We start from the raw sequence: 16,768 nt of genomic DNA on the forward strand, positions 1-16,768 counted from the left end.
AGACTCGTACAAGGTGATTCTAGGGCGCGGGGAATTTCGGCGGCGGCCGTAGCGATGAGACACGGAGCAGCCCATGCGCACCGTCGTGATCCTTATTGCCCTGGTGGCGACCACGCCGGCACATGCGTCGAAATCCTGCATGACTATGGCCGAGGCGCGTCAGCAATTTTCGACCTCGCATCTTTTCTGGCACGGTTCGGGCCACTGCTGGGATGCGACGGCACCGCGGCAGCGGCTCGCCCGCATCAAGCCGAGCGAAGATCAAAACGCCCGGCGGGACAGTCGATCGCCTCTCGTCGAGGAGCCCAAATGGCGCAATGCGATGTCGGAGATGCTGGCGGCTGATACACCGATCGGGGCCTCGGATGTACCGACGTCCATTGCCGCCATTGAAATGCCCGGGATGGACTGGCTCGATCGGTGGGTCGACGTCGTGCAGGTGGCCTCGCCAGTCGTTTCCAGCAGGGATGAGCAGATCGACATCTCGCCGACCGCAGGGCGGAAAGCCGATCCCACAATTACCCCGGTGGGACTGATCCTGATGTTGACGGGCCTCCTCGTGACGCTTGCGGTGATCGAGCTGTTGTTCCGCAACCTCATCCACGATTGGCGAAGATGAGATAACCCATCTTGCAACGCCAGGCGCACAATAGCATTCGAGATCAAATCTCGATTTCGGTCCCGAACTCGACGACCTGGCCGGTGGGCACATCGAAGAACGCGGCCGTCCGCTCGGCATTTCGCTGCAGGAATGCGAAAATCGATTCACGCCACACCCACATGCCCGGAACATCCTGGCGTGGAATGATCGTCTCGCGGCCGACGTAGTAGGTGACGTTGGAAAGATCTATCCCTTGCAGCTTGCCCTGCTGGCAGGCGAGCTTCAGCCCTTCATAAATCGTCGGATACTGCATGAATCCGAAGTGCAGGATTACCCGTGTGATGCCTTCTGTGATTTCGATTACCTCGGCACGATTTTCGTCAGCGACGCGTGGCAATTCCTCGATCAAGACGGTCACCAGCAGCACGCGCTGATGGAGGCAATGATTGTGCTTGACGAACTGCGTCAGGGCGAGCGGAACCCCATTTGGCGTGGAGGCCAGGAAAATCGCAGTCCCTGAAAGCCGGGCGTGGCACTTGGCGATCGCGGTTTCGATCAGCTCTTCCTCCGGCTGTCGCAGCTTGCCGCGCGCGCGCTCGACCAGCCTGACGCCGCTTCGCCAGGTGAGCATCAGGAACGCAACCGCGAATGCCAATACCAGCGGAAACCAGCCCCCCTCGAACAGCTTGGTCGAATTTGCCGCGAAGAAGATGCAGTCGATAATGAAGAAGAAGCCGTTCACGGCGATCACGATCACGGGCGAATAGCCCCATTGGATCGCAACCAAAGCAGCCAACAATGTTGTAATGACCATCAGCAGCGATACGGCGATGCCGTAAGCGCCGGCGAGCGCATCTGAACTGCCGAATCCGATGACGGCGCCCAACGTTGCCGCTGCGAGCAACCAGTTCACCAGCGGCACGTAGATCTGGCCGATCGCGTGACTGGTGGTGTGGTTGATCTGCATGCGCGGCAGGAAACCAAGTTGAATCGACTGCTGCGTCAGCGAATAAACCCCAGATATAATCGCCTGCGAGGCGATCACCGTGGCCAGCGCCGAGAGTGCGACGAGCGGATACTGCGCCCAGTCAGGTGCGAGCTGATAGAAGGGGTGATCGAGCGCAGTCGGATCTGTGATCAACATGCCAGCCTGTCCGAAATAGTTCAGGACAAGCGCCGGCAGCGCGATACCGAACCACGCAAGGCGGATCGGCACCCGGCCGAAATGGCCCATATCGGCATACATCGCCTCACCGCCCGTCACCGCAAGAAATGCGGCGCCGAGGACTGCAAAACTGATGCGGATATCCTCATGCAGCAGAAACCCGAACGCGTGGTGGGGGCTGAGGGCCGCAAGCACGAAGGGCGCCTTGATGATGCCGTGGATACCCAATGCCGCGAGCACGGCGAACCAGAAAAACATTACCGGTCCAAATATCTGGCCGAGAAAGCTTGTCCCGCGCTTTTGCAGGGCAAACAGGCCGACCAGGATGACGATCGTGACCGGGACGACAACGGGGCTCAGCGAGGGCGCATCCACTTTCAACCCCTCGATGGCGCTCAGCACCGATATCGCTGGCGTTATCGCGCCGTCGCCATAGAGCAGCGCAGCGCCCACGAGGCCGACAACCAACAGCTGCGCCCGCCACGTGCCCGGCGCGGCGTTACGCGCATGCAGCAGCGCCAGCAGCGCGACAATGCCGCCCTCACCCCGATTGTCAGCACGCAGGATCAGGAGCGCATATTTGATGGATACGATCAGGATCAGTGCCCACAATATCAGCGACACCACGCCCAGGATCGACGCTGAACTGATCGCGCCGCCATTTGCGGCTGCCCTGGCTGCTTCCTTCAGCGCGTAGAGCGGACTGGTGCCGATATCGCCATAGACGACACCAAGGGCGCCGATCGTCGCACCCACCGGAAGCACGTTGGATTGGATGGAACCTGCGGTTGGTGCGGCGGTCATTGCTTTAGACCCATACTTGCGCCGGCAGGAGGCTGACGGCGGTTACACATGCGATTTGCGATAGCGTCGTCGCTTGCCGAAAATCCGGGGAAAAGCAATCTCAAGCTGCAGACTTATATCACACTTGTGACGCAACAACAGTACCAGCCGCACTGATCGCGGCGGTAACGCGCGGCGTTTTTGCCTGATGATGGAGCAATCGAGCCCTCGGTGGCAGCGCCCCGGATGGCTGGCACGTCGTAGAAATTCTCGCCGGACGACGATGTATTCGAAGATTTCGGCGGCGTCCGGGAGCGCGAGGAGGGTTCGATTGCGATTTTTGCGGAGCGCCGATCCCAACGCCGGGACCTTTACCGTCCTCTCATGCAGATCGCGTGTCCTGCGATAAGCTTTCGCGGAATCGGACGCTTTCGGACGCGCCAGAAAAATAACGGCCTCAGTGAGACACTGAGGCCGTCTGGGTCCGATCCGCCTACGGGCGAGGTGGGTGGATCGCGTTCCAACGATTGCTCCGAAAAGTGCGTCCCGCATTATTCTAAGTGAAATCTTGGGGCGGATGTCCCGGCTGTTTCTCTAAACCGGCGGTACTGGCGGGGGGCGCGCCCGAGCAGGCACACTGTATTCCAAATGAATTCCGCGGCGTCTCTCGTTCAACGGGCGAGGCGAGCCGATTGCATCAAGTTTGCGCCCACAAGCCTTCTCGCGGAAATAAAATTCAATACCGCGCCAGTCGCGCCTTGCGCCGGCGCGCTTTTTGCGCGCGGATTTTTGGGATGATGCACGGAATCGGCGCAGGCCCCGATGCGCCACAGAACACCTCCGCGTAGCTCCAAGGACGACGATCGTCGTCTCTGAAAGCCGCGGTCGCGCAAACCAGATTCTGGTGTGTGCTCGGCCTGCCGAGCGAAGTGACCACGCCCTGCAGAACGCCATCGACGATGCTCAATTCCATCCCGGCGCGGCGCCGACGTTTTTCACCTCCCAGCGAATCTCGTCTCAAAAAAAATGTGCCCGAGAAATTCACTTAGGTTAGCGCATCACCGTGATTCAGGAGCTAGTGATTCCCGGCTATCGGGCGAACAATGAGGAGTAACTCATGGTGAAAAAACGTCGCCGTTTTAGGCAGACCACCTCTCTTGCCGAGCGCCTGGCGGAAGAAGCGGCGCGACTGCGGGAGCGGGCGAGAAATCTGCCGCCCGGAGTGGAGCAGACCCTGCTCTGGCGCAAGGTCCGTCAGGCCGAAACGGCATTGCGCATCGAGGCGTGGTTGGGATCTCCAGACGCCCCGACCCCAGACAATGTGATCACCATGTTGAGCAAGAGTCCCAAGAAGCGCTCCTTGAGCAAGCCTTCACCCTCGACGTGACTGCAAAAGGGACGCTCGGCCCCTCGGGCTGGATTTAAGCGAATTCCTTATTTATTTCGGGACGAATGCTCGCGCTCCCACGCATCCGAGACGTCCAGACGAACCACTGGCTGCATCGCGCTGCCAGCTCGGGCTTCATTACTATTTATACCTCAGGTGAAGATAGCTCGGGCTGAACATAGCCATTCTGCTCAAGGCCTCGAAATCGTGGATCGTCAAAGATCGGTCTTTCAAGGTAATCAGGCGCGACGCCCGCAGTTCCTGCAGCGTTCGGTTGAGATGCACCGTGGACAGGCCGGTCGCGTCGGCCAGATCCATCTGAGTGACAGGAAAGGCAAAGGATTGTCGGTCTACGAGACCTACGACTCTCAAGCGCTCGAACAGCTCGCAAAGCAGATGTGCGACACGCTCCAGTGCGTCCCGACGACCGAGGTTGATCGCCCACTCCCGCTGGACCGAGCTGTCCGCGAGCGCCTCGCAATGGAAAGCCTCAGCCACGGATCGATCGATCGAGATCAAATGCTCGAATGCTGCGCGATCAAGCTCGGAATAGACAACCGGCGTCAGCGTCCCGATCGAATGATCCATGACGGAAAGAAGATAGACGTGCGCGTCGCATGTCTCTCCGGGCATGACGAAATTCACGATCTGCCGCCTGCCGTCCTCCAGGACCTTGTAGCGGCAGGCCCATCCCGAAAGGAATATCCGCACCTTGTCGGGCCTGTCGCCCTCGCAAGCGACGTCCTCGCCGGCCGCGACCTTGACAGTTCTTTCGAGCAACGCCGCCTTTACCGCGACCGCACCTTCCTCGGAAAGCCGTCGTAGTGCGTTGAGCCGGCGAAGGACCGCCTGCTCGTGACCGCTTTCCTGCCCCACGATCAGCATCAGACACCCGCTATCGATGTGCGAACAAGCCGGCGGGTGATCGGAACGGAGATAGTGCAGGAAAAACCGGCCGGATCGAACGCCAACGTGGTCTTGCCCTTGAGCTCGAAGGCTATGGTCCGCTCGAGCAACTCGCTTCCGAAGCCCTTGCGCCTCGGAGGCGTCACCGACGGACCTCCCTTCTCCCGCCAAGCGAAGATCAGCTGCGCCGGCTCGGCGGCATTATCGGCGCGCCAGCATATGTCTATCCGACCTGCGGGCTGGCTCAGCGCGCCGTATTTGATCGCATTGGTGGCGAGTTCGTGGATCGCCAGCGCAAAGGTTTCCGCGGCCTTGGGCTGCAAACGCATGGTCGGACCCGAGATGCGCAGCTGCTCGCCCTCCCGCACGTTGTAGACCAGCAGTTCCTCCACGATGAGGTATTCGAGGTCGACGCCACTTTCAGGATCGCGGGTGACGACCGCCTGCGTCCGTGCAAAGGCATTCAGGCGGCCATCGAGGTGAGATGCATATTCCTCCACGCTGGTACTGGTTTCAGCCGAACGCCGGGCGATCGAGCGAACGACGCTCAGGGTATTGCGCACCCGGTGCTGCAACTCGGCCAGGAGAAGACGCTGACGTTCCTCGGCGCGGGTGATCGCAGTCACGTCGATGAAGGTGATGACCACGCCGACGATGAAATTATCGATGCCGCGATACGGAAGGATACGCACGATAAATCGCGTTCCGCTATCGGGTGCCGTCAGCTCCCGCTCGCTACTCGACGATGTCCGCAGCACCTGACGGACGTCGTCAAAGAGCTCCTCGATCGGGATGCGGGCCTTGATGTGCGCGATCGGACGACCGACGTCGGTTTCGACAAGGTGCAGCACGTCGGTAATGGCCGCCGGCGTGAAATTCATCACGCGCAGATCGTTATCAAGGAAAACGCTGGCGATCTGGGTACTCTCAATGAAGTTCTTGAGGTCACTGTTCGCCCGCGTCAGATCTTGCACGCGGCGCGCCAGTTCGCGGTTGACTGTTGTCAATTCCTCGTTGACTGATTGAAGCTCTTGCCGCGAAACTTCCAGCTCCTCATTTCCCAATCGCAGCTCTTGATTAAGCGACTGGTACTCTTCGTTGGAAGACTTGAGCTCTTCATTCGTGTTCTCGAACTCCTCGATCGTCGTTTGCAGACGCTCGCGCGTGATACGCCAATCGCTCTCAAGGCGTTCGACATGCTCCGTTCGCACCAACCCGTCTGGGTTTGTGTGCCCATCATCGACAGAACGGCTCGTTCCATCCTTGAACAGGACGACGAAATTGCGCCGCCCGGTCGGCGCTTCCAAAATCGGCTCAACCGTGATGTCCACGAGCAGGCTGTGGCCGTTCAAGCCGAGCCTGATCTGCTCCGCCAGCACCGGCTCGTTCGCCTCGCGTACCCGACTTAGTGCGGTACGCAGCTCCGGGCGCAGATCGCGGTGGACCAGGCCGAGCAAATCAAGTGTCGCCGTGCCGGTGGTAGGTTCGATATATCGCCCCATGCGGCCCGAGAAGTGGAGAACGTGGAAATCTTCGTCGGTGATGACGTAGGCCGGCCCATGTCGCTCGGCGACGCGCTGGGCGCGGCGCTCGAGACCGACGTCGGGACCGAGTCGGGGCGGAGGACCCTCAAGAGTTCTCCCTGCCGCAGCGGTGATCGGAAATTCCGGCGGCAGCCGGCTGCCGGTGTCGAGCTTTTTGAAGATGGGCGCGCGACGATCGACCGGCACGAACAATTTCGGATACCGCGTCACATTTTCCGAACTACCCAGGAAGAGGAAACGGTCCGGCAACAGGGCGAAATGGAAAAGCGGAATGACCCGATTCTGCAAATCCGCGTTCAGATAAATCAGGAGGTTGCGGCATGAGACCAAATCGAGTCTGGAGAACGGTGCATCCCTGATGACGTTGTGCTGCGAGAAGATACACATTTCGCGCAGCTCCTTCACCACGCAATAGGTATCGCCCTCCCGCACAAACCAGCGGGCTAGCCGCTCCGGCGACATATTGGTTTTGATGCCGGTTTGATAACGCCCGACTCGCGCGGCGGCCAGCGCGCGGCCGTCGATGTCGGTTGCAAAAATCTGCACTTGCGGAGAGGGTTCGAACTTTGCCATGTGCTCGGCCAGCAGGATCGCAATCGAATAGGCTTCTTCGCCCGTAGCGCAGCCAAGAACCCAGATCCGAACTTGTTGTCCCGCCGCCTTGCCGTTGAAAATCCGGGGAATCACCTCGGTTTCGAGAACTTCGAACTCGCGCTTGTCGCGGAAAAATTCTGTGACGCCGATCAGAAGGTCGGTGAAGAGATGCTGGGCCTCATCCCTGTCGGAACGGAGGAAATCGACGTAAGCGGCGATGTCATCGATCTGCACGACCTGCATCCGCCGCTGCACACGCCGCATGAAGGTGTTCTGCTTGTAACCGTGGAAATCGCTTCCGGTCTTGTTGCGAAGAATATCGGCGATGCGGGACAAGGATTCGGAGGCGAGAACCCCATCGAAGCCATGCTTCTCTTCGAGCCGACGCAAATGGTGAGCGTAGAGCTGGATATGCCCGGGGATATCCTCCGGCGGCAGGACGAAATCCGCAATGGCGGCCGGCGTATTGCCTTCGGTCAGGTGCTCGGAGGCTTCCTGGGGGAGGCGCTCGGCGATCGCAAGCCCGCCATGGTCCTTCAGCGCAGCAACACCGAGCGTTCCATCGCCGTCGGTGCCCGACAATATTACGCCAATCGACTGCCCCGCCCGTTCTTCGGCGAGGGAAACCAAAAAGCTGTCAATGGCGGCTCGTTCGCCTGGCGCCTGCCGGGCCGGTCTGACGGCGAATTTGTGGCCCTCAATCGTGGTGATCGCATCGACGGGACACAGGTATATGATGCCGCCGTTGATCTCCATTCCGTCCGTGATTTCGAAAATCCGAGCACCGTCCAGACGTTCGAACGTTCCTGTTAGCGAGCCTTCTTTGAAGGCCTCCCTGTGCTGCAGCACAAGGACGATCGCCTGTTCAGCATCGGGTGAAAATTTGGAGAAAAACCGCTCGATGCTGCTCAATGCGCCGGCGGACGCGCCCACTCCGACGATCAGCGGAGACTTCGGCTGACGCTTCTCTTCTTGCAGTGACTGACCGCCTTCAACCATGCTTCGGTTTCCTGCTCTAGCCTCGGCACTTCGAGAGGATGGTCATTACCGGATCGCGGGCATGTTCGACGGGGTGGTCGAGGCACGCGGAGTCGAGGCAGGTATTGTGATGCCAATCCTGAAGCAAGCAAGGCCAATATTGGCGTCGCGGCGCCGGTACATTTTGAGTTCTGGAGCCGTTCGAGTTTGCCGGCGCGCAAAGGTCCGCTCGACCACAACAGTCAGCGGGGCCGCGTTGCTCGCCGCCTTTGTCAAAATTTCAACACCCTGCAGCGGATTATGTAAACCACGACCGCTGCCCGCGGATCGTATTCGGCTCGGGATTTCCTTCAAGGGCGCGGTGGCCCCTGCCGAACCGCCGATGACGACAATATCGCGATTGCTCGTCAAGCCGGCCTCGCAGAGCCGCTTGCGATAAGCATTTCCGCCGGCATAATATTCCTGTTTGACCTTGGGGGAAAAATAGATGTCCCTGCAATCCATTGTTCAAAAGCCGCTTTCAGGACGCCGCGTTCTGGTCGTCGAGGATGAATACTTCCTCGCCGACGACATCGTCCAAATCTTGAAGGAAATGGGGGCCCGCATCGTGGGCCCTGTTGGCGAACTTGAAGAGGCCACCAAGCTCGTGAACGGCGATATCGCCATCGATGCGGCCGTCGTCGACGTCAATTTGCGATCCGAGCTCGCCTTTCCTTTGGCTCGTATCCTGCGCGCGCGAAAAGTACCGTTCGTCTTCACGACCGGTTACGACTGCAGTTCGATCGAACAAGAATTTCAGGACATCCAGCTGTGGGAAAAGCCGCTGGACCTAGCCGCAATGGCCCGCGATCTGGTTGATCTCATCGGCGCTCGCTGACCCTTCCCGCTGGCATGCCGAAGTTTTGGTCGGCGAGATAGAACCGCCAATGGCTCATGAGGCGCGCCCACGCGTCGAAAATTACCCGATCGCCGCCGCCGTTCTCTGCTAGCGCCACATCCGTCGTGCGTTGTGGCTGCTTTCCGGCATCTATCTCGTTTTGCAGGCACTCGTCAATTTCGGCTGCGGCGGTTACCTCGCCGGGCGTAGCGGTTTATCGCATGGCGGTGCGCCGATGGTCTACACGGCCTGACCTCGTGGGCGCTGGCAGTGGTCCTTCTTGCCGTACTCGCGGCGCGCGGCCGTTTTCTCTTTCGCCAGCTAAGCGTCAGTCCGGAACATTTGCCGTAGCGCGAGCGGTTTTTGCGATCGCTGGCGAGCCTTGATCCGAACCCGCCTTGTCCTTTACGACAGCTTGCCGCCATATCTCCGAATTAAGTTCCGCGCCGACCAGGATGATAATGGCGGACATCCACATCCACATCATGAGACCAATCGCGGCGCCGAGCGATCCGTAGGTTGCGGTGTAGCTGCCGAAATTCGACAGGTACCACGACAGGAGCGAGGAGCCGATCAGCCAAAGCACGAGGGCCACGAGCGCACCGACGCTGAGCCAGCGCCATCCGGGCGGACTTCGGCTCGGCCCATATCGGTACAGGACCATCAGGGCTGCCAGCAACACCAAGGCCAATACCGGCCACCGGCCTGCCTGGACCAGCAGTTCGACGAGCGCGTCAGGACCTAAATATCCCAATACCAGCGGCACCACGACCACGGCACCAACCATGAAGAGGACGGCGATCAGCCCGGCAACCGTGAAGGCAAGCGAAACTAGGTTGAGGCGGAAGAAACCGCGTTCTTCCTCTTCCTCATCAGCGACGTTGAGCGCGTCGATGATCGCCTTGGTGCCGCTATTTGCGCTCCAGATCGCGAGCAGCAATCCGAAGGCGAAAGTCAGGCCAAGCGAGGAGCTCTGCTTTTCAACGACGCGCCCGACCTCATCCTGAACGATGGCAAAGGAACCCTCGGGCAGCATCATCGCCAGCAAATTGAGATTTTTCGATATGGTCGCGGTATCGGCAAACAATCCGTAGCTGGAAACAAGCGCCGTGATCGCCGGAAATATTGCCAGCAATCCGTAAAACACGACCCCCGCGGCGGTCGCAAGAATGCGATCACGGTTGATGCGGCGGTAGGTGCCAAGGAAGACGTCTTTCCACTTCGCCAATAAGGTCGGAAGCAGACTTCGGGCGCAGGGCTCAATTGATGCCGGTTTCGGTCCGACAGGTTTGTCGGTTTCGTGCCAACGGATTTGTTCGGCGTTCCCAGCAGCATTCGACATCGCTTATCAAGCCGCCACCTTGCGACGCGTTCCCTTGAGCCGACGCACCATTTCCTTCCCAGGGATCGCAACGGAAAAGCCACCAAATCGGCTGCGCCTGGGACCGTGGCCGCAGACACAGGTGTTCGCGCCAGCCGCCAGGCACCATGCGCGCCCCCGAAATTCCTTCGGCCAAACGGGCCCGAAGCGCATGGCATCGGAGAGGCCAGAACCGGTGATGGGCAGACCAACCACAACTCCGGGTTACTATCTTTGGGTTGAAGCCTTCCCATAATACCATTCATGGAGCCTGAGGCATGGTAGATTGGAACTTTTCAGGAAGCCGGCGCATTGAGCGGCAACAATATTTCTTGCGTCCGGCAGAGCAACGAGCTTGCCTATCGATGCTTACTTCGGCGCAGCTCGCACCAAAGCAGTATTCTGAGTGGTTCCAGTTCGACGAGTACAAGGATGCAGAGAGGTTTTGCGTTTACAAAGCTTGCCGATCGCCTGACGAGCATCGCTGAGCTGTCAGACGACGATCTCGAGCTCCTCACGAGAATGAGTTATACGATCGGCCATTTCGGCTCTCATGATCACGTCCTGCGCAAGGGCGATCAGCCGTCCAACTGCTGTCTGCTGCTGCAGGGATATCTTTGCTGGAAGGATCCCGGTAGCGGTCAGATCACGTCAATTTACGTTCCCGGAGACGTACCTGATCTGCACACCGTCGCGGCGTCACAGCTGGGTGCTCACCTGACCGCTCTTGGCCCGGTCGTTGTGGCATTCGTGCCTCGTGGCTTTTTCCACGACATTTCGTTGCAATCGGAGGGCCTTGCTCGGGCAATCCGGCACCTGGACATGGCAGAAACAGCTTGCCTGCGAAACTGGATCATCAACCTCGGCAGCAGGGATTCACTGGCACGCGTCGCCCATTTGATTTGCGAAATCACTGTCCGCCTCAGGGCCGTCGGGCTCTCCCACGACCATCGGCTTCCTTCGCCGTTCACCCAGTCCGACCTCGCCGCTGCCTGCGCGATCTCACCCGTGCACGCCAATCGCATCATACAGGAACTGCGGCGAAGACGGGCTTTGCAGTGGCAATCCAGGATGATTACGATCAGCGACTGGCGAATGCTTGTTCATCTCGCCCGCTTCGAGCCCGACTATCTTGGCCTGCGCCACGTGACCGAATTTGCGCGGTCCGAGCCGGCCCCCCCTATCTCGCCGGAAGATGCGCCGACGTTTTCCGTATCCTCTTAAATGACCAGGCGTTTGCCGTCGCCATGCGAAGCCTCTCCCGGCAATGAGGGAGGCGCGGCCATCGATCGACCCTCGGTCATGGATTAATCGGTGAACGACGTTGTGCGGTTTCGTGGCGGGGCCCAGCCTCGCCCTTGTCAGGGATTGACGGCGAACCTGTGAGCGATAGCCAGGACGCCGTGCTCTCTGGTCTCCAGTGCAATTTTTTGTGCCAGCATGACGTCGCCGGCGACAAACCCGGCTTCGGTGGTGAAACACAACCCGACCCGAGGGTAGCCGCGGATGTGGTCGATTTCGATGACGTTCATCGCCGTGCCATGGTGAATTCGATACCTTCTCCCACTGTCACTGCCAGTAACATCAAAATAGCCATGAGCGTCATATTGGGCGAGTTGTTCAGGGGAGAGCCATTCTCTCAATAGTTTCATGCCACGCGCATCTCTGGGGTGCGCCTGCTGGAATCTCTCCCGTAAACCTCGAAACCAGCGAGCCAGCAAAGCCGGCTCCTAACCGCCTACGAGCCGCGGGAAAAACAGGGTTTCTTCCGCACCAGGATCAAACCTGCGTGCTATTTCGACATCTCCGGATGCGCCCCGTACGGCTGCCGTGAAACCCAGGCCGGTCAATTTTTTGAACCGCGCTTCTGCGCGCTGTAGTGATTTCACGTCATTTGCATCGAAATTGTGCCGCGTATCCCCGTAGCGATCCATTACGATTTGCGTTGCCATCACCAGACACTCCTCACCGACGACATCGATAGTAACGAGTGCAATGCTGATGCCCGCAAAAGGTTCCTAGCGTGACGGCGCGCCTTGAACATTACCGGAGCGCCAGACCCGGTCGTTTTTTTGCCTTTCGATGCCCTTTTGGGGCAGCACCGAGATCGATCGGCCTGAGAAATCAACTCCAGCGACACCAGGATCGCGGCGATCATCGCCAGAGTCCAGGAAGCGTCGATGCAGGAGAGCCGATCGACACCTTGGATGGCTCAGACGCCTGCTTCCGGCCATGTCCGCGTCTGTCTCGGACGCTTGCCTCAGGCCACTGTCCGCCGGCAATGGCCCGGATAGTTCATGATTGGTGCCGGCTGCGCGCGGCTCCGTGCGATCATGTTGAGCAACATACGAACGCGCCTCCTTGTTGCAGATGATCGTCTTGAAAAGCTGCCTGCGTGGTCCCGTATCATGTTCCCGTCGCGCACTTGTAACAATCGGTGGCTACCAACACGCCCCGCGTGGTCACGAAACCGACCGCGTCTCTTAGAATTTTCACCAGCTCCTGGGGTATCATCCATGTTCAACCTTTTGAAATGGCCGCTTGCCGCGGCCATGCTCGCCGGATCGCTCGCGGCATCGCCGTCGGCGATGGCGGATCGAGACGGCAAGATTGGCCACGTCTTTGTCATCGTTTTAGAGAACGAAGGCTTCAATACCACTTTCGGCACTGCCGCTCAGCAGAATCCGGCCACCCAGTTCTTGGCGCAGACCCTGCCGAGCCAGGGTGTGCTGCTGAGCCAGTACTATGGCACGGGGCACGTCAGTCTCGACAATTACATCGCCATGATCAGCGGCCAGTCATCGACGGTGCAGACCCACGTCGATTGTACGTTCTATGATGACTTCAAACTCACCGGCGTCACGCCTGATGGCCAGGCGATCGGCACCGGTTGTGTCTACCCCGCTCAGTTCAAGACGCTTGCCGATCAACTGACTGCAGCTCGCTTTACGTGGAAAGGCTACATGGAAGACATGGGCCTAAACCCAAAACGTGAGCAGACGACCTGCGGCCAGCCGCTCGACCCGCAAGGCAAAGTCGCCCTGAACGAACTCGATGATACGCAAGGGGCCGAGGCATTTCCGGGTGGTGATCAATACGCTGCGCGCCACAATCCCTTCGTATACTTTCATTCGCTGATCGACAGCGGCGAGTGCGCCAAGCACGTCGTCAATTTCAATCAGCTGGCTCAGGACTTGCAGCACGAATCGACGACGCCGAATTTTGTCTTCATCACGCCCAATCTCTGCCATGACGGCCATGACGGGAACGGCGCGGTGACGGCGTGCAAAAACGGAGAAAAGACCGACGGCACCCATTTCGGCGGTGGCCTCGTCGGCGCCAATGCCTTCCTGAAAGCGACGGTTCCGTTAATCACCAACTCGCCCGCATTCAAGGAAGACGGTCTGTTGATCATTACGTTCGACGAGGGCGGCCTTAACATTACTTCGATCAACGGTGGGTCTTTTAATGCCATTACCAATCAGGGCACCAGCTGCTGCGGTCAGCAACCTGGACCCAACATCGGGCCGCTGGTCGCCAACGGTCAACCGCTGACCCTCGGGTTTGAGAACGCTGATGGCAGCCCTCCCAACTTCTTCATCAGCACTCCGGGCTTCGGTGGCGATCGCGTCGGCGGCGTGCTGCTGTCGCCGTTCCTCAAGCCAGGAACCGTGTCCAACGTTCCCTTCAACCACTATTCGATGTTGAAGACGATCGAAGATATCTTCGGGCTCGGTCACCTCGGTTACGCCGGCCAAGCCGGGCTGCAAGGCTTCTTCGGCTGCACCGGTTCGGATATCTCCGCCCGCCCCGAAGATCAGTTCGGAAGGTGTCAGCGAGACGATTGATCACTTCCTAGCGGACTACAGAAATCACGGTCCCCGACGGCTTGTTCGTCGGGGCCGCTTCGTTTCTGCGGTTGGTGAGCGAGCCAACGCCGCCGGTCGGCCCTGCCTTGATTGTCGCAAGAACTCACACCAACCCGTTGTTCGAGCATCCTTCCATAGAACGGGCTAACTCTGCTCCGGCTCCGCTGGGCGCGCCTCATTCGTCGGCCGGCGCCAGCAGCGCGGAAATCCGCAGTTGCACCGGATCGCGCTCGCCCTTTGCCGCTGCCGCCAGAATTCGAGAAGCGAGCCTGTTCCTCATCGCCGCCGTGCGGTTTGCGACCGGCAAGATGGTCAAAACCTCATCCAGCGTCGTCTGTAGCAATTGAATATCTTCGGGCACGAAGATTGCCCCTTCTGCAACTCCCATCATCGTCTCCCAATCGGGAACATTGACCATCAATCGCAAATCCGAATTGGGAATGTCTTTCCGGTGGTTGTGGTGTTTTCGAAAAATGAAAGCTTTTTTTAACCGACTGCAGTTACCGCGAGTTCCCCGGCTCAAAGGCCAGAACAGCTTTCCGTTAACGGTTCCCGCAAGGGTCCGCGCCAGCGGGAATGATGATGGCCGGAGCGCTGGCCAGCACGCACGGGAGCCCGGAGCAACGTGATCATCCCTCTGCTTTGTCAGCAGTTCCTCATGCGGCGTTCCCGAAAAGCACCGGAGCTGGATCAAGTTGTTCCGAAAATCATTCGGGACTGTCTTTCTGCGGCGGTCCAGTCATAGCCAGAGTGCGCATAATTCAAGGAACCCAAATCCTGGTCGCAGGTTTGATACGCACCATCCATCTCGCAGAGGAGACTTCCATGCGATCCAAACTCACTGTCTCGGCTCTCGCCGTCGCGTCGTTTCTTGCCACCACAGCCATTGCGTCGGCCCAAAACGAGCCGCAATCCGCACCTTCAGCTGCCAAGTCCCACGTCAAACACCACCAGATGAAGTCTAGCCACGTGAAGCCTGGCACGACCACCGGGATGAGTCACCGATCCAGCACGGCGAAGCCAAGTGCAGCTGGCGCACCAACTTCGAACAAGTCCTCGGGATACTAGCTCTTCGCGGGGCCTCCGGGGCCCCCTTCGTGAGCGACGGCCAATACGGAACGATTCACTTCGAATCCGTATTGGCATTTTTCGCGCTTGCCGGAGCAATCAACCATGCAGCTAACGGACAAAAGAATAGCGGCTCTCGCCACCAACGGTTTTGAACAATCCGAATTGGAAGCGTAGCGCGACCTGGCCGACGCGGCGGACGGAAGGCCATCCGCCGCTATCCGATCCGTCAGCTTTGATGCGGCCCCCGCATCATTTTCATGGCGTCCTCGATGTGACGCCATTCCTTTGCTTCCTCAGCGTCACCCTTGCGTTCGCTTGCCAGAGCATTCTGGGCTGCTTGCGCGATCGCCGCAGTACCATGCTTCTCAAACATCTGACGCGCGATGGTGTGAATCTTGATTTCGGATATCATGTTGCTCTCCTCATGTTCTGCCATTCGGAGCCGCAGAGAACGGTAAGGTTGCTCCGCAATTGCGTTCAAACCGCGATGTGGGCGCTCTCGTTCCACTGACCGCCTGTGTATTCCAGCGTATGTATTCCGGCGCCACTTCTCGCGCACCGCGATCGTGCCGCAGGACCGAGGATGCCAGCCCAACCTGAGGATGCAATCGAGCTTACGCAACGTTCCCCGCCTGTGCTAAGCTGGCAACGATTTCCATCCAGAAAAGCAATCCACGACAAGAAAGGGGAGGATTTGGATGCCGATGACCGTGCGCGATAGCGGCTGTGTCAAAACGACGATCGCTGCCAGTTTGTTCCTAGCCATGGCGCAAACGGGCCTTGCAGCGGACCAGAAATTCAAGCCCATCAACGTAAAAACGCCCGATGGTCTGACCATCTCCGCGCAGGAGTGGGGCAATCCGGCCGGCCCCGAAATCCTCTTCATTCATGGTTTCTCACAGAGCCATCTTTCCTGGATACGCCAGGTCGACAGCGACCTCGCCAAAGAGTTCCGCATCGTGACTTACGATCTGCGGGGCCACGGCAATTCAGACAAACCTCTGGATGCCGCGCGATACCGGGATTCAAAGGCCTGGGGTGACGAGGTTCAGGCCGTGATCGATGCCGCCGGTCTGAAACGACCTGTCCTGGTCGGCTGGTCCTATGCCGGTCGGGTGATATCGGACTATCTTTCGACTCACGGCACCGGCCAGATCGCCGGCATCAATTTCGTCGATGCGCCGATCAAGGTCGATCCCGCCCTCATCGGCGACAATCTGAAGAACCTGCCGCTGATGGCGTCGGAAGATCTCCTCACCAACATCACCGCGACCCGAACCTTCCTCCACGGCTGCTTCTCCAAACAGCCACCGCCGACGACTACGAGACCATGCTCGCGTTCAACATGATGGTATTGCCAAAGGTGCGCGCCGGCCTTTCCGGCCGCCCGCTCGACGCGACGGAAATGATGTCCAAACTGAAGCTGCCGGTGCTGGTGACTCATGGCGCGGAAGATCGCAACGCCAGGCTCGGCGCCGGCCAATACACCGCCTCGGTGATCCCCGGAGCGAAGCTCTCCGTCTATGACGGGATCGGTCATTCCCCGTTCTACGAGGATGCTCCGCGCTTCAACTCCGAACTGGCGGCTTTCGTCCGCGCCGCCGCCAAAACCAACTGATCGCGCTCCGTCAAA

17 protein-coding genes are annotated in these 16,768 nt (G+C 59.2%); 8 read left to right on the top strand and 9 right to left on the bottom strand.

All coding sequences use genetic code 11. The features are described from left to right. Nucleotides 1-73: 73 nt before the first annotated feature. Complete coding sequence (locus VNX23_RS16075) at nt 74-619, top strand: hypothetical protein (protein ID WP_325631577.1); 546 nt, start codon at nt 74-76, stop codon at nt 617-619. Between the two features lie 43 nt (nt 620-662). On the opposite strand, the gene VNX23_RS16080 is transcribed toward VNX23_RS16075, so the two are convergent. Next, entirely contained in the window at nt 663-2,570 is a 1,908-nt protein-coding gene (locus VNX23_RS16080; RefSeq protein ID WP_325631579.1) for a KUP/HAK/KT family potassium transporter, read from the bottom strand. 1,096 nt (nt 2,571-3,666) lie between these two features. Between VNX23_RS16080 and VNX23_RS16085 the strand changes: the two genes are divergently transcribed. Further along, complete coding sequence (locus VNX23_RS16085; protein ID WP_325631581.1) at nt 3,667-3,936, top strand: hypothetical protein; 270 nt, start codon at nt 3,667-3,669, stop codon at nt 3,934-3,936. Between the two features lie 141 nt (nt 3,937-4,077). Here the strand turns inward: VNX23_RS16085 and VNX23_RS16090 are convergent, their stop codons facing one another. Genes VNX23_RS16090 through VNX23_RS16100 form a run of 3 tightly spaced genes read right to left on the bottom strand, consistent with a single transcriptional unit; the run spans nt 4,078 to nt 8,369 of the window. After that, on the bottom strand, nt 4,078-4,821 hold the full coding sequence (locus tag VNX23_RS16090; RefSeq protein ID WP_325631582.1) for a Crp/Fnr family transcriptional regulator: 744 nt from the start codon (nt 4,819-4,821) through the stop codon (nt 4,078-4,080). Next, nucleotides 4,821-7,979 carry a CheR family methyltransferase gene (locus VNX23_RS16095; protein ID WP_325631584.1) on the bottom strand — a complete coding sequence of 1,053 codons (3,159 nt, stop codon included), beginning with the start codon at nt 7,977-7,979 and terminating at the stop codon, nt 4,821-4,823. The genes VNX23_RS16090 and VNX23_RS16095 overlap by 1 nt, the downstream gene beginning before the upstream one ends. A gap of 45 nt (nt 7,980-8,024) precedes the next feature. Further along, the gene (locus tag VNX23_RS16100) at nt 8,025-8,369 is read right to left on the bottom strand and encodes a hypothetical protein (RefSeq protein WP_325631585.1); all 345 of its coding nucleotides are present in this window, start codon (nt 8,367-8,369) and stop codon (nt 8,025-8,027) included. Nucleotides 8,370-8,445: 76 nt separating this feature from the next. Between VNX23_RS16100 and VNX23_RS16105 the strand changes: the two genes are divergently transcribed. Together VNX23_RS16105 and VNX23_RS16110 are read left to right on the top strand one after the other, a co-directional pair. Next, on the top strand, nt 8,446-8,835 hold the full coding sequence (locus VNX23_RS16105) for a response regulator (protein WP_325631587.1): 390 nt from the start codon (nt 8,446-8,448) through the stop codon (nt 8,833-8,835). Nucleotides 8,836-8,965: 130 nt separating this feature from the next. Further along, nucleotides 8,966-9,088: a hypothetical protein gene (locus VNX23_RS16110; protein WP_325631728.1), complete on the top strand. Its 123-nt coding sequence runs from the start codon at nt 8,966-8,968 to the stop codon at nt 9,086-9,088. Between the two features lie 75 nt (nt 9,089-9,163). Here VNX23_RS16110 and VNX23_RS16115 read toward each other — a convergent pair whose 3' ends face one another. Continuing rightward, entirely contained in the window at nt 9,164-10,063 is a 900-nt protein-coding gene (locus tag VNX23_RS16115; RefSeq protein ID WP_325631588.1) for a YihY/virulence factor BrkB family protein, read from the bottom strand. 564 nt (nt 10,064-10,627) lie between these two features. Between VNX23_RS16115 and VNX23_RS16120 the strand changes: the two genes are divergently transcribed. Next, the gene (locus VNX23_RS16120; RefSeq protein ID WP_414643018.1) at nt 10,628-11,419 is read left to right on the top strand and encodes a Crp/Fnr family transcriptional regulator; all 792 of its coding nucleotides are present in this window, start codon (nt 10,628-10,630) and stop codon (nt 11,417-11,419) included. Nucleotides 11,420-11,556: 137 nt separating this feature from the next. Here the strand turns inward: VNX23_RS16120 and VNX23_RS16125 are convergent, their stop codons facing one another. Together VNX23_RS16125 and VNX23_RS16130 are read right to left on the bottom strand one after the other, a co-directional pair. Continuing rightward, the gene (locus VNX23_RS16125; RefSeq protein ID WP_325631592.1) at nt 11,557-11,847 is read right to left on the bottom strand and encodes a hypothetical protein; all 291 of its coding nucleotides are present in this window, start codon (nt 11,845-11,847) and stop codon (nt 11,557-11,559) included. Between the two features lie 78 nt (nt 11,848-11,925). Continuing rightward, nucleotides 11,926-12,147: a hypothetical protein gene (locus VNX23_RS16130; RefSeq protein ID WP_325631594.1), complete on the bottom strand. Its 222-nt coding sequence runs from the start codon at nt 12,145-12,147 to the stop codon at nt 11,926-11,928. Nucleotides 12,148-12,711: 564 nt separating this feature from the next. Here VNX23_RS16130 and VNX23_RS16135 point away from each other — a divergent pair. Further along, complete coding sequence (locus VNX23_RS16135) at nt 12,712-14,043, top strand: alkaline phosphatase family protein (RefSeq protein WP_325631596.1); 1,332 nt, start codon at nt 12,712-12,714, stop codon at nt 14,041-14,043. A 196-nt stretch (nt 14,044-14,239) separates the two neighbouring features. Here the strand turns inward: VNX23_RS16135 and VNX23_RS16140 are convergent, their stop codons facing one another. After that, nucleotides 14,240-14,758, bottom strand: coding sequence for a hypothetical protein (locus VNX23_RS16140; RefSeq protein ID WP_325631597.1), 519 nt, complete (start codon nt 14,756-14,758; stop codon nt 14,240-14,242). A gap of 603 nt (nt 14,759-15,361) precedes the next feature. After that, nucleotides 15,362-15,547 carry a hypothetical protein gene (locus tag VNX23_RS16145; protein ID WP_325631599.1) on the bottom strand — a complete coding sequence of 62 codons (186 nt, stop codon included), beginning with the start codon at nt 15,545-15,547 and terminating at the stop codon, nt 15,362-15,364. A 286-nt stretch (nt 15,548-15,833) separates the two neighbouring features. On the opposite strand from VNX23_RS16145, the gene VNX23_RS16150 reads away from it, so the two are divergent. Together VNX23_RS16150 and VNX23_RS16155 are read left to right on the top strand one after the other, a co-directional pair. Beyond that, nucleotides 15,834-16,484 carry an alpha/beta fold hydrolase gene (locus VNX23_RS16150; RefSeq protein WP_325631601.1) on the top strand — a complete coding sequence of 217 codons (651 nt, stop codon included), beginning with the start codon at nt 15,834-15,836 and terminating at the stop codon, nt 16,482-16,484. Next, the gene (locus VNX23_RS16155; RefSeq protein ID WP_325631603.1) at nt 16,481-16,753 is read left to right on the top strand and encodes an alpha/beta hydrolase; all 273 of its coding nucleotides are present in this window, start codon (nt 16,481-16,483) and stop codon (nt 16,751-16,753) included. The genes VNX23_RS16150 and VNX23_RS16155 overlap by 4 nt, the downstream gene beginning before the upstream one ends. The last annotated feature ends 15 nt before the right edge of the window (nt 16,754-16,768 follow it).

Origin of the sequence: Bradyrhizobium sp., assembly GCF_035570375.1 — a bacterium.
Classification (GTDB): Bacteria; Pseudomonadota; Alphaproteobacteria; order Rhizobiales; family Xanthobacteraceae; genus Bradyrhizobium.

Excerpts from the sequence above, each read along its gene's own strand:
- VNX23_RS16090 (WP_325631582.1), bottom strand. The coding sequence starts at position 4,821 with ATGCTGATCGTGGGGCAGGAAAGCGGTCACGAGCAGGCGGTCCTTCGC.
- VNX23_RS16155 (WP_325631603.1), top strand. The coding sequence starts at position 16,481 with ATGATGGTATTGCCAAAGGTGCGCGCCGGCCTTTCCGGCCGCCCGCTC.
- VNX23_RS16125 (WP_325631592.1), bottom strand. The coding sequence starts at position 11,847 with ATGAAACTATTGAGAGAATGGCTCTCCCCTGAACAACTCGCCCAATAT.
- VNX23_RS16150 (WP_325631601.1), top strand. The coding sequence starts at position 15,834 with ATGCCGATGACCGTGCGCGATAGCGGCTGTGTCAAAACGACGATCGCT.
- VNX23_RS16095 (WP_325631584.1), bottom strand. The coding sequence starts at position 7,979 with ATGGTTGAAGGCGGTCAGTCACTGCAAGAAGAGAAGCGTCAGCCGAAG.
- VNX23_RS16085 (WP_325631581.1), top strand. The coding sequence starts at position 3,667 with ATGGTGAAAAAACGTCGCCGTTTTAGGCAGACCACCTCTCTTGCCGAG.
- VNX23_RS16130 (WP_325631594.1), bottom strand. The coding sequence starts at position 12,147 with ATGGCAACGCAAATCGTAATGGATCGCTACGGGGATACGCGGCACAAT.
- VNX23_RS16120 (WP_414643018.1), top strand. The coding sequence starts at position 10,628 with ATGCAGAGAGGTTTTGCGTTTACAAAGCTTGCCGATCGCCTGACGAGC.
- VNX23_RS16135 (WP_325631596.1), top strand. The coding sequence starts at position 12,712 with ATGTTCAACCTTTTGAAATGGCCGCTTGCCGCGGCCATGCTCGCCGGA.
- VNX23_RS16145 (WP_325631599.1), bottom strand. The coding sequence starts at position 15,547 with ATGATATCCGAAATCAAGATTCACACCATCGCGCGTCAGATGTTTGAG.
- VNX23_RS16080 (WP_325631579.1), bottom strand. The coding sequence starts at position 2,570 with ATGACCGCCGCACCAACCGCAGGTTCCATCCAATCCAACGTGCTTCCG.
- VNX23_RS16075 (WP_325631577.1), top strand. The coding sequence starts at position 74 with ATGCGCACCGTCGTGATCCTTATTGCCCTGGTGGCGACCACGCCGGCA.
- VNX23_RS16105 (WP_325631587.1), top strand. The coding sequence starts at position 8,446 with ATGTCCCTGCAATCCATTGTTCAAAAGCCGCTTTCAGGACGCCGCGTT.